This window comes from Niabella aurantiaca DSM 17617 (assembly GCF_000374125.1).
Classification (GTDB): domain Bacteria; phylum Bacteroidota; class Bacteroidia; order Chitinophagales; family Chitinophagaceae; genus Niabella; species Niabella aurantiaca.
Window position 1 is genome coordinate 69,982 of record NZ_KB893629.1, and the last position, 12,445, is coordinate 82,426.

The following is a 12,445-nucleotide window of genomic DNA, read 5'->3' on the forward strand; positions in this document are numbered from 1 at the left end:
AAGTCATGAAAAATTTAAAATATATTCTGTTAGGCGGTGTACTTGTATTGGGATCGGCTTCCTGTAAAAAATGGCTGGATGTAAATACGGATCCGGATAATCCGAACAATCAAACCGTATTGATCCAGAACAGGCTGCCCTGGATGGAGCACTTTTACCAGTACTCGTCAGGGGTTGCCAATTTCCGTACAGCATGCCAGGCGGGCGTTTATTATAGCAATTCTGCTACTCCTAATTCGTTTACCACCACATGGCAATGCTCTTCCAGCAATTCAACAACCCCCTACCAGACCTGGTTTGTAGCCGTATCTTCTAACGTAGTGGATATCTATAACTCGGCCCAGGAAAAGGGTGCTTATCATTATATGGCTGCTGCGGATGTGATCCATGCACTGGGTTATATGCAGATGCTGGACATATATGGGGAAATGCCCTATACGGAAGCAGGAACCGGAAACCCAAGCCCGAAGCCGGATGACGGTAAAACGATCTTTAACGGGTGCATGGCAAGATTGAATGAAGCGATCAGCCTGTTCAGCAAAGCGCAGGAAGCGGGAGCGCCTGCACTAAGTGAAGGCGATCTGTGGAACAATGGAGATGTAGGCAAGTGGTTAAAAATGTGCTGGGGATTGAAGGCCCGCTATATGCTGAAGCTTTCAAAAAAATCAGACCTGTATAATGCAGATTCCATTCTTTACTGTTTGTCACAGGGACCGCAGTCGATCGCTGATAATATTGTTGGGCCCGGCCTTAATAACAGTACTGTAACGGACTTCCTGATACAAGATCCCGTGGTAACAAATGGAAACTGGAATTATGCAGCTTATGGCAGCAGCACACGTATTTCTCAATTCCATTATAACCTGTTGGTGAATATGCGCGGTAAAGGCATTACAGATCCCCGGATGACTAAAATAGTACCGGCTTCAATGGCAAATGTAAAACTGGGGGACAATGGGAAAGTGGCGTCTTATTCCTGGAACCGTGCTGTGGGCGTTGACTCTTACGGCCCGGCAAGCCGGTTGGTAAAAGGGGGCGCAACTTCCGTTGCAACGGCAACATATGCTGCGGACAGTACGGATAAGGAATATACAATTGCCGATGCTGCCGACCGTGCTGCCTTTATTGCTGCCCAAACCGCTGCGGGACGTGATTTTACAATTGATGGCAATAAGGTAACAGTAACGTATCTGCCCGGCTCTATTTATATAGGCAGTACGAATTATGTTTTAGCCGGCGATACGGTATACGTGAACCTGCGCAGCGCTTCCCAGGCTACAAAGGGCTCGGTACCTCAGCCGGAAACTGACGTGAATTGGTACCCGTCACCAGAGGCATATACTGCCGGTGTGATCGGTTCTACCGGTTCTTTCCAGGTTCGTCCCGTTTCGGACCAGGAGATCTTGACCTACCACGAGATGTGCTTTATTAAAGCCGAGGTTTATATGCGGAAGAACGAACGGGGCAACGCGCTGACGGCCTACAGGGATGGTATTAAAGCACACCTGGATATGATGCAGGCGAAGCTGACCGAATGGAAAGCTGCCCAATATAATAATCCGGATATGTGGCCGATGGAACAGAGCGCCGTTAATGCCTATCTTCAGAGCGACGCGGTTTGCAAGGATGCCGGTACCTTGACGATGGCTGACATTATGCTGCAGAAATATGTGGCCATGGGATGCAGCATTGAAAACTGGAATGATATGCGCCGCTTTAATTTCAGCGCGGGCGATGTAGAAGGTTTCGGTAATGTTTACCCGGGTTATAAGCGTGGTCCCCTGTTCACCGGGCAGGCCCAGCTTACGGGTGGTTCCCCAACAGATCCACGGTATTGGATGCGCCGCTGGATGCTGCCTCCAACCTACGAAATAAATTATAACTCCGTAAATACCCTTGCCTTAAACCCGCATGCTGCTGATCTGAATATCTGGAGCATGCCTATTTGGTGGGATTGTGCAACCGATGATGAATATTACGGATACCTGAAATAGGAGAAGAAACTTCTGTTTTTGGTCATAGCCCGTTTGCCGGTATATAAAGAGGCTGTCTTCTCAAAAGTTTGACAGCAAATAATCTCAGGCCAGTTGGAGGCTGAGGGGGGCGGCAGTATAGCATTTTTGGACTGTAAGGTCGATGGGCGGAGACCGGCGATGGTCTGTCAATTCAGATTTTCTTTTGAGCCAGTTACCCTGGCAAACGGTGAGGGTCGTCTTGCGGTCGGTGGTCCTCATGCACGCTCAGGGTTCGATTATTTTTTCCAGCATCAGCAGGCGCCCCTCACTTGTAATGCCTTCTGCAACCAGTTTAAAGCGTTTAGTATGGTCATTGTTATAGAATGTAACGGGTATTTTTGAACCGGGACCATTTACGGTAATGTCGGGGATCCATTTCAATGTAATTCTTTTATCCGCCGTATGATGGTCAGGATTATGGCTGTAATCAGGGTTGTAAAATTCCTTTGTAATGGTATAACCATAATAGGTAATGATGTCAGTGGACGATGTTGTCTCCGTGAGCCGGTCCGTACTTTTTTTTGTATAGACAGCCAGCACGGTGCCACCTCCTGCCGTGGCGGTAGAACTGGGAAATAACTTTATCAGGGCAATGTCGTTTAGCGGAATGGTTTCCAGGATGATGGGGTTTGCCGGCATCTCATCTAAGAACAGCGTTACGTTTCCGGTGTTTGCATGCGGATCGCTTTTTCGGTCCTCCTCGCCGTTATTTATATAATAGGTCATATTGCCGCCCCTGTAATGCAGCACATAGTCACCGGGTTCTCCGGAAACTTTAAGACCGGGAATGCGCTCCCGTAAATATTCAAAAAAATCGCCGGCGTAACTTTCATTTCTCATATCGATCCGGTAGCTGTGAACAGCCCCTGAAAAATAACCGCTTGAATAGGCTTCATCAAGTTGATCAATAGCGGTTTTTTGTGAGGCGCGAACTATGACGTTTTTTAATGTTAGGCCTTTTGCATTTGCGTAATCAATATAAGCAGTGTTCATTTTTTGATTGATGATAAAAGCATTTTTACTGTATACCGCCACCAGGGGTTCTGACACGGGCGGCTTTTTAAGCATCAATGAATTGCTATCTAATTGTACCCGTATAAAGTTGTTTTTCCTGCCGTTTATTTCGGAAAACACCATCTTTGTTTTTCCATACATAAGCAGGGAGTCAGCTTCAAAGCCGCCGCGTACATCCGTGTGTATCATGCGGGATGAATGTCCGGCGGACCGGCCGGAATCAGCAGGGGACAGGATCAGGATAACATCTTTATCGGCAAGCGGCTTTTTCGTTCCTTTTTTGAAGATCCTGCCGCTGAGCTTGAGGTACCCGGGGTCTTTATACAGGGACGATGGAAGCTGGTTGTTTGCCAAGTCCGTCCATTTAAAGCGGGTCCAGCCGTTTGTCATCATTACCAGTTCCAGTGCTTTCTTTGCAGCATCACCACTGGTATTAAAATAATAGGCGGGGTTATGGATGTATCCTTTGATATCGCTTTTTAATAGAAAGGAGGCGTATATATTAGAACGTCTTTTTACATCATTTTCATAGTCGGCATCCGTGACTGACAATGAAAAGTTGCCAATTACGGTGTCGGGCACCATAATGGTAAAGTGATTGTGTTTCCGGGCACCTGTGTCCAGCGTATCGACATTTATGCTGGCAGGCAGCGCATATTCTTTATTATCAACAAACGTAATGCGTTCGGCGAGGGGCATATCATCTTTATTGAATACAGTAAGCTGAAGGATACCTGAATAATAGCTGTGCGTTTTGATAGAGCCGGTAATTACTGTTCTGTCCTGCGGTAAAGGTTGTTTGAAAATAACCATGTTCTGCATTTGACCGATCATATAGGCCGGCTTAAAAAGATGGTTGTTTCCTCCCGTATGTACGGTGAACCGTTTGATCCCGGGCATATCTGTTACGTTCAGTACAATACCTTCCCCGGTTTGTTCCGGAAGAACGTATTTTTGACCGGATGTTTTTACTACGGCATAGTAGTGTTCGCCCCGGACAGGAGTGATGCTAAAAGAACCCATCCCGTCATGCACACTTTCAAAACTACCTACGATCTCATTTTTGCTATTTCTGATCGCGCCCTGAACAGGAAGGGGCCGGCCGTCTTTATCTATTGATTTAAATGCAACAATATTTAAAAGGCCTGTAATAAGGCTGCCGCCTTCAGGAAAAAACAGCAGGGTGTCCACCTTTTTATCTTTATTTTGTACCTCCTTGTTCTCTTTTCCATAAATCATGATGCGTTGCCTGAAGATAAAACCGGGCTGGTTCAGCATAAGAGGGGAATAAGCCCTGATCTGATAGAAACCCGTACTTAAGCTGTCTGGCAAAGTTAACTGGCCCGGAGCCATACCTCCGTAAACCGGGAATGCATTTCTTTTGATCATTTCTGAGCGGCTGTTTAAGAGCTCAACATATAAAACGGTGTTTCTTCCGGAGGGGAGGAACCCGGACATAAAGTATCCTTTACACCAGATTGTTTGTCCGGCATAATAGTGATCCCTATCGGTATGCAGGTATAATTTTTCTATTGGGTTGCGCTGTTGCCAGGCGGCCAGCCTGTCCTCTAATTGCTGACAAAGAGAAAATAAAGGTGTTACAAATAAAACACCCAACAGCGCAATACGGCGTATTTTTATTTTTGGAAAAGATATCAATATAAAGATTCCCGTCCCACTAAAATAATAAAAAAGCAGTTCCCTGAAGCAGCAAAGTAATAGAGCTGTCGCACTGGGAAGAAAAAGCGTTGACTGAGATTAAAAAATTAATCAGATGATCCGTATTACGACCCGTTTCAGGCATCTGGCAGCAGTCATTATTAAGGGCGCCAGGGGGAATACTTTTCTTTTAAAACCCTCCTCCCCAAGCTCCCTGGTATTGCAAACACGGAGGTATAAGCCAGAGGATCAATAATCAGAATTGTGCTCCGTTATACAAAAGCCGCTTTATAGCGCATTGTCGTTCTGAATTTTCGCCCGGACGGGTGTTTCAGAATCTATTGACGCATAGCCATCTTCAGATGCCGAAATCCTGATTGTGACGGGGGCGAAAAAACAAAATAAAGACTTTTGAGATGACAACTTCATTTTTAAGGGACCGTTCCTTTTTCATGTTCGCCAGGTGCCGGGAAATACAAGCGGCCTTACCCAAACAGCCATTCCACGTCTTGCTGCTCCAGGTTTTGAATGAACCCTTCGTCGGCGGAGATGAGGTCGGCAGACAGTTTCTTTTTGCGTTCCTGCAGCTGCAGGATCTTTTCCTCGATGGAATCCTTACAGATCATTTTATAGGCGAACACATTTTTGGTTTGCCCGATCCGGTGGGTACGGTCGATGGCCTGCTGCTGCACCGCCTCGTTCCACCAGGGATCAAACAGGAATACATAGTCCGCCGCAGTAAGCGTTAACCCCGCATTCCCGGCTTTTAAGCTGATCAAAAAAAGATGCACATCGCTGTCCTGCTTTTGAAAGTCTTCCACCATCTTTGCCCGTTTTGCGGGAGGGGTTTGCCCGTCAAAATGATAATGTGCTATTTGTTTTTGCCTGCAGGCAGCCGCAATGATATCCAGCATTCCTGTGAACTGGGAAAACACCAGCACTTTATGACCCGGCAGCAGTTGCTCCAGCTCAGCAAACAACATATCCAGTTTTACGGATGCAGCAGAACGGGGTTCGGCTTCTTCCACCAGCAGGGGCGTATTGCAGACCTGCCTTAACTTTAAAATACCTTCCAGTACGTGTAAGCGGGTACGGGCAATGCCGTTTTTCTGAATGCCCGCCAAAACATTGCTCCGGATCTGGTCCTTTAAATTTTCGTAGGCCAGCCGCTGGTCATCGTCCATTTCGCACCACAATACCATTTCAGTTTTTTCCGGCAGGTCTGCAGCTACCTGCTCTTTCGTTCTCCTTAAAACGAAGGGCGCGATCAGTTTTTGCAGTGCCTGTTGTTTGGCTTCATCACCAAAGCGATCGATCGGATCTGCATATTCCCGCTTAAAGAATTCCCGGCTCCCAAAAACGCCCGGCAATACCGTGTTGAGCTGGGCATACAGGTCAAAAGTATTGTTCACAACCGGGGTACCGCTCAGGGCAAAGCGGTAGCCGGCGTTAATATTTCCTACCGCCCGGGTAATACGGGCCGCCGGGTTTTTGATGTTATGGCTTTCGTCGATAAAGATTACTTTGTAGGCAACGGCTGTCAGTAGCGCTTCATCTGAGCGCAGCGTTCCATAGCTGGTAACAAAAACCTGTATGGAAGTGTCGCTGACAGACGAAGGATCCCGTTGAGCGCCATGATAGACCATTACCGATAACTGCGGTGCGAATTTTTTCAATTCCTGCTCCCAGTTATAGATCAGCGAAGCGGGACATACCACCAGGCTTTGTGTACCGGGAAATTGTTCCTGGATCCTGGTTAAAAAGGAGATGGCCTGCAGGGTCTTTCCCAATCCCATATCATCGGCCAGGCAGCCGCCGGCGCCCGCATCCGCCATTAAGCACATCCATTCATAACCCTGTTGCTGGTACGACCTTAACACGGCGTTAACGGTTTTAGGTAAAGCATAAACAGGTTTGTGCAGCTGCCAGTCGCGCCAGCGCTGCCACCAGCTCTCAGGTCCGTTTTCGATCTCTGCGGCCTCGGTGTCTGCCTGCGTTGAAAGCTGCAGCCATTTGGATACTTTTAATTGCTGCTGATATACCTTTCCGTGTTTGAGCACCATAGCATATTGCTGCATCCAGTCGGCGCTCAGCAAGCCCAGTGTTCCGTCTTTTAACAGAACGGCGGTTTGCCCTGCCCAGAGTGTTTTTTGCAGCTCATTGACGGATACTTTTTCGTTCCCGAATTGCACCGTGAGCCAGTAGGTATAAAATTGCGCATCCTCTCCGGTCAGTTCCATCGTTGTTTCCGGTAAAAACGTGGAGAACCGGAAGTGCTGCAGCATATCCATACCGATGATCTCGATATCGGACACCAGCAGTTTGTGATAAACTTTTTGAAACCATTGCCGTTTCTGCGCTTCGGCAAAAGGGAGGTAGTAGTAGCCGTTACGCTGTTCAGGGAAACGGGGATGAAAGGATTCGAGCAGGGTCCTTAATTCCGCCTCTTTTTCCTGGTTGCGTTCAATGACAACCGGCGTTCCGTTCAGGTGTACGGTGGTTTGTGTTTCCCAGGCGCCCTCCACAGCATAGCCGTCATAGGTCCATTGGGGGGTGAACATCAGGAAGGTATTGCTGAGCTCGCTCAGCAGCACCCGGCATACCGGGGCGGCACTGATGGCCAGGGTGTCTTCCGGCACGTTCCGTTTTACGGGATATTTTCCCTCCAGCCGGGACAGCAGGGTTTCGATTTGTTCCCGCGTGCCGGGCACTGTAGCATTCTCCCCTGCCAGCCAGTCGAGGGTCTGATGATCAGCAAGCGTCAGTAAGAAATATTCCTGTTCCTTCCGCAGGAAGAAATAATGGCGTTCGAGGTCTTTCAGGGCATGGTCGGCACCATTGATTTCGAGCAGGGCCTCGATCCGGTATTGCCCACCGGCTTCGGTAACCGTGAACTTTAAAAAAGGGCGGTGGCTGCTGATGGCACAGGGGGCTGTAACCCAGCGATCGTTGGGCCCTTTGCTGCTGTGGTACCATTTCAGCTGTCCAAAATAGGGCTTTAGCTGCCGAAAAAGATCGTAGTAATATTTTACCAGCTCCCGCTCCAGGAATGCGCGGTAAGGAACAGACCCCCCCTGAACCTCGAAGTAATGCCTTATTGCGGGCAGGGTCCTGGCCATACCGCTTTCGCCAAAGGCCAGCAGCACTTTTACGGGGTCGGGTGGTAACAGCTGCCGGAAGGAACTGTTGATGGATTTATTGGTGAACCCGATGGTGTCATAGACCGGGGGTTTGCTGCTTTTGTCTACGGATAAGATCTGTAATAATCCCTGTTTTTCTCCCGCCTTATGGGCAGCGAGCAATATTGCCATCGTACGTTGCGCTGTCATTTTTCTGATAATGTAGAGCGGCGCAATATAGCTTTTTTGTCGAAGCGTTGAGAAATCAGAATCCAATCCGGGATCGGATAAGGGTATGGTTGCTCATCAAGGATCCGGTCCTAAGCCTTCATTTGCAACTTTTTGCAACTTTAATTTCAAATATTTTGTGGTTATTTGCGGTTTTTATAAAAAATATGCGGGTTTTTGCAAACAATTGCCTATCTTTAACAGAAGATTAAAAACTGATTGACTTGCTAAAGAAAGAAAGACAGGCGTATATACTGCATAAGCTGGATCTGCACAATAAGGTGGTGAATACGGGTTTATGTGCCGACATGGGTGTATCCGAAGATACGGTGCGGAGAGACCTTTATGAATTGTCACAAGCCGGAAAACTGATCAAGGTACATGGCGGGGCGCTATCACTGGCGTTCAACGAAGTGCGGTTTGAGTCCACCAATGTTTATTCACAATCAAAAAAAGTAAAGATCGCAGAAAAAGCGATCGGGCTCATCCACAATAATATGTACGTACTGACGAGCGGCGGTACTACCATTCTTGAAATGGCCAAACAGCTGCCTCCCCAGCTCCGTGCCACGTTTATAACCGGAAGTATTCCGGCGCTGAACCTGTACATTGCCCATCCCAACATCAACGTAATTGTAGTGGGCGACAAGGTAAATAAGGCGTCAAGGATCACGGTAGGGGCCAGTGCCCTGTCGAAGATCCGGGAGGTGAACGCCGATCTTTGTTTTTTGGGAACGAATGCCATTGATCTGCAACGGGGGATTACGGATAACGATTGGGAAGTGGTAGAACTGAAGAGGGCCATGGTGGCCGCTTCTGCCAAAACGGTCTGCCTGGCTATTTCTGAAAAGCTGAACTCCTTTGAGGCCTTACAGGTATGTGCATTAAAACAAATCGACTATTTAATAACAGAGTTGGATCCCAACGACAAGGTATTGCAACCCTATGTAGAAGCAGGAATTACTGTTTTGTAGAAACTAAATAAAAAAAAGTTATGAGAAGATTACGAACCTATGTGCTGCTCATTGTAGTGCTTGCTCTTTCTGCACCTTGTGGCCTGTTTGGTCAGGATCGCCAGGTTTCCGGAACGGTGGTTTCGGAAACGGACAGTACCATGCCCGGTGTAACGGTGAACGTAAAAGGAACAACCGTATCTACGTCTACAGATGATGCCGGTATGTTTTCGATCCGCGCTGCAGCGGGGCAGACCCTGGAATTTAGCTATGTAGGCTACAAGATCCAGGACGTGCGGATCACCGGTACCGACCCCATCCGGGTGGTCCTGCAGCCGGGAGCCAATTCCCTGGATGAGATTGTGGTGGTAGGGTACGGTACCCAGCGGAAAGGGAATATTACCGGCGCCGTTACCAACGTAAACGTTGAAAAGGAGCTGGGAAGCCGGCCCATTGCGGATGCGGGCCGCGGTCTTCAGGGTGTGGTTCCCGGTCTTTCTGTACGGTTGCCGGATGGCGAACTGGGTTCGGATCCGATTATGCGGATACGGGGCTTTGTAGGATCGTTAGAGGGCAACAGCCAGCCGTTGATCCTGGTGGATAATGTGGAAATACCCAGTATCCAGCTGCTGAACCCGAATGATATCGAAACTGTTTCGATCTTAAAAGATGCCGCCGCAACGTCTATTTATGGGGCCAAAGCGGCTTTTGGGGTCATACTGATCACCACAAAAAAAGGTACCAAAACCGAAGGGATCAGCCTTACCTATTCCAATAACCTTTCCTGGCAGCAACCAACCAAAGACCATGATATTGCCGGTATCGATGGTTTGGAATATACCCTGGAGGCGCATAAGAATATGAAGGCAAGCGGCCCTGCAGGTGGCTTCTGGCGCATCAGTGAAGAAAGCTTACAAAAATCGAGAGAGTGGCAGCAAAAATACGGCAGCACGGTAGGGCCTTTTGACCCGGTGGTTTACGGAAGGGACTGGTATTTCGACGGTACCGATAAATTCGGTATCCGTGTTTACGATCCCGTTGGCGCCATGATCAAGAAAAATGCATTTACAGAAAATCACAATCTTTCCCTGAATGGCAAATCCGGAAAAACACAGTACAATGTGGGATTAGGCTATATGGCTCAGGAGGGGATGATGAAGCCGGCAAAGCATGATGATTATAAAAGATACACGGCCAACCTGAAACTGTCGACCCAGGTAACGGATCATATTTCTGTAAGGGGCGGGATGCTGTTTTCCGACCGGATCAAACGGTATCCGAATTCTGCAACCGGATTTGGCGCAGATCCCTGGTTGTACCTGTACCGCTGGAGCCGCTTGTTCCCTACCGGCGTTACGGAACATGGAGAACGCGTAAGGGATCCCTACTGGGATACCAAGGATGCGCATACCGCTACGCTGGGCAAACAATATACCAACCTGAGCTTTGGTACAACGATCGACATTACCAAGAACTGGAACATTATAGCCGATTACACGTATGATGTGCGTGAAGAACGCCAAAAATCTTCCATGCCCACCTTTACAGGAGCCTGGCATTGGTATGCCCCGGTGGCCTGGGTGGATGACAACGGGGACCGCGTGTATGTAGATGAGGATGGAAATGTTACAGACGATGGCGGGGTAGCCGCTTACCGGTTCCCGGTAACGGAATACATTACCAAAGAACAGACCTATGTATATCAATACACCGAGGCGGAACGGAGGCATACGATCAATGCGTATTCTACCTATAACCTCAACCTGAACGAAAACAACCGGTTTAAATTTATGCTGGGTACCAATATTGTGGCCAATAAATGGAACGACCAGTATTCACGGAGATCGCAGCTGATCGACAACGACCGGCCGGAATTTAAATTTGCAGTTGGAAAAGAGGAAGCCGGAGGATATGCAAACTGGGGCTCACAGCTGGGATATTTCGGGCGGATCAACTATGCCTTTGCCAATAGGTACCTGCTGGAAGGTAACCTGCGCTATGATGCTACTTCTACATTCCCGGCTTTTATGCGCTGGAAATGGTACCCGTCTTTTTCTGCCGGTTGGGTGCTCAGCGACGAAACATTTATGGAGCGCCTGAAGCCGGTGATCAGCTTTGCCAAATTCCGCGGTTCCTGGGGGTCGATCGGCGACCAGTCCGTAGCCAACAGTTTATACATGCCGGTTATGGGCATTGGAAAAACCAGCTGGCTGAACAGCCAGGGCGAGCAGGCTTTTTATCTCGACAAACCACGTCCTGTTTCCGGAGGGCTTACCTGGCAGGATATCGTAACCCTGAACCTCGGGGCGGACCTGAGATTCATCCATAACAAGCTGGGCGTTACTTTTGACTGGTTCGAGCGCCAGACAAAAAATATGATCATCCCCGGCCTGGATCTTCCTGCAACCTTTGGTGATGTAGCACCGAGAGGAAACTTTGGGAACCTGAAAACAAAGGGCTGGGAACTTGCCGTGGATTTTAACCATCGTTTTGAGGGCGGCCTGGGCATTAATGTGCGGGCAAATATTTCCGATGCCATTACGGATGTTACAAAGGGACCGGACTGGAACATTGATTATGCAAACAGGTCGGTAGGCGGTTCGTTTACAACCGGTAAACGCTATGGCGATATTTACGGTTATGTAACCGACCGGCTGTACCAGAAGGAAGATTTTGTATATGATGAAAATGGAAACTTTGTACAGGAAACCATTGTTTGGCAGGGAACGGCAAAGCGCACCAATAAGCTTGCCGGAAACAACCCGGTTTACCAGACCTATTTTGAAGACGGCAACCAGGTATTGCTGATCAGCCCGGGAGATGTGAAGTTTGTAGATGTAAATGGTGACGGGTACATCACCCCGGGTAAGAGCACATTCGGTGATCCGGGCGACCGGGTGGTGATCGGGAATATATTTCCCCGGTATGAGTACGGGTTCCGCATCGGCCTGGATTATAAATCCTTCGACTTTTCCGTTATGGGACAGGGTGTTGGCAGAAGGCATATCTGGGGCGCCGGTCAGCTGGCCATTCCCGGCTTCCATGTGAAGGACGGAGCCATGCCACAGGCCATTGCGGAGGATTTCTGGAAGGCCGACCGTACGGATGCTTTTTATCCCCGGGCCTGGAACCTGGGCGGTGCCAATTCCGGTTTCGTAATGGTGCCGCAAACGCGTTACCTGCTCAATATGGCCTATTTCCGGATCAAGAACATCACATTGGGTTACAATGTTCCGGTGTCGCTGCTGGAGCGCATCCGGCTGAAGCAGGCCCGTGTATATGCGTCATTGGAGAATTTCATCACCTTTGATAAACTGAGAGGATTGCCCATAGACCCCGAAGCCATTTCCGGAAGCTCGATGCTGGCAGATAACTACAACCTTGGCCGTACCGGCACCGGAACGCCCACCTTTAAAATTGCATCGGTTGGTCTGAATATATCCTTATAACCCTAAAC

General features: G+C 48.6%; 5 protein-coding genes. 3 read left to right on the forward strand and 2 right to left on the reverse strand.

The features are described from left to right. The first annotated feature begins 5 nt into the window (after positions 1 to 5). The gene (locus B160_RS0110425) at positions 6 to 1,994 is read left to right on the forward strand and encodes a SusD/RagB family nutrient-binding outer membrane lipoprotein (RefSeq protein ID WP_018627852.1); all 1,989 of its coding nucleotides are present in this window, start codon (positions 6 to 8) and stop codon (positions 1,992 to 1,994) included. A 246-nt stretch (positions 1,995 to 2,240) separates the two neighbouring features. On the opposite strand, the gene B160_RS0110430 is transcribed toward B160_RS0110425, so the two are convergent. After that, the gene (locus B160_RS0110430) at positions 2,241 to 4,418 is read right to left on the reverse strand and encodes a hypothetical protein (RefSeq protein WP_157558000.1); all 2,178 of its coding nucleotides are present in this window, start codon (positions 4,416 to 4,418) and stop codon (positions 2,241 to 2,243) included. 755 nt (positions 4,419 to 5,173) lie between these two features. After that, complete coding sequence (locus B160_RS0110440) at positions 5,174 to 8,017, reverse strand: DEAD/DEAH box helicase (protein ID WP_245562190.1); 2,844 nt, start codon at positions 8,015 to 8,017, stop codon at positions 5,174 to 5,176. 242 nt (positions 8,018 to 8,259) lie between these two features. On the opposite strand from B160_RS0110440, the gene B160_RS0110450 reads away from it, so the two are divergent. Both B160_RS0110450 and B160_RS0110455 read left to right on the forward strand, forming a co-directional pair. Beyond that, positions 8,260 to 9,009, forward strand: coding sequence for a DeoR/GlpR family DNA-binding transcription regulator (locus B160_RS0110450; RefSeq protein WP_018627856.1), 750 nt, complete (start codon positions 8,260 to 8,262; stop codon positions 9,007 to 9,009). A gap of 20 nt (positions 9,010 to 9,029) precedes the next feature. Beyond that, a complete protein-coding gene (locus B160_RS0110455; protein WP_018627857.1) occupies positions 9,030 to 12,437 on the forward strand; it encodes a SusC/RagA family TonB-linked outer membrane protein in 3,408 nt (1,135 codons plus the stop codon). The last annotated feature ends 8 nt before the right edge of the window (positions 12,438 to 12,445 follow it).

Bases quoted from the DNA above. Each gene is read 5' to 3' on its own strand.
- B160_RS0110430 (WP_157558000.1), bottom strand. From the start codon at position 4,418: ATGATCAAAAGAAATGCATTCCCGGTTTACGGAGGTATGGCTCCGGGC.
- B160_RS0110455 (WP_018627857.1), top strand. From the start codon at position 9,030: ATGAGAAGATTACGAACCTATGTGCTGCTCATTGTAGTGCTTGCTCTT.
- B160_RS0110440 (WP_245562190.1), bottom strand. From the start codon at position 8,017: ATGACAGCGCAACGTACGATGGCAATATTGCTCGCTGCCCATAAGGCG.
- B160_RS0110425 (WP_018627852.1), top strand. From the start codon at position 6: ATGAAAAATTTAAAATATATTCTGTTAGGCGGTGTACTTGTATTGGGA.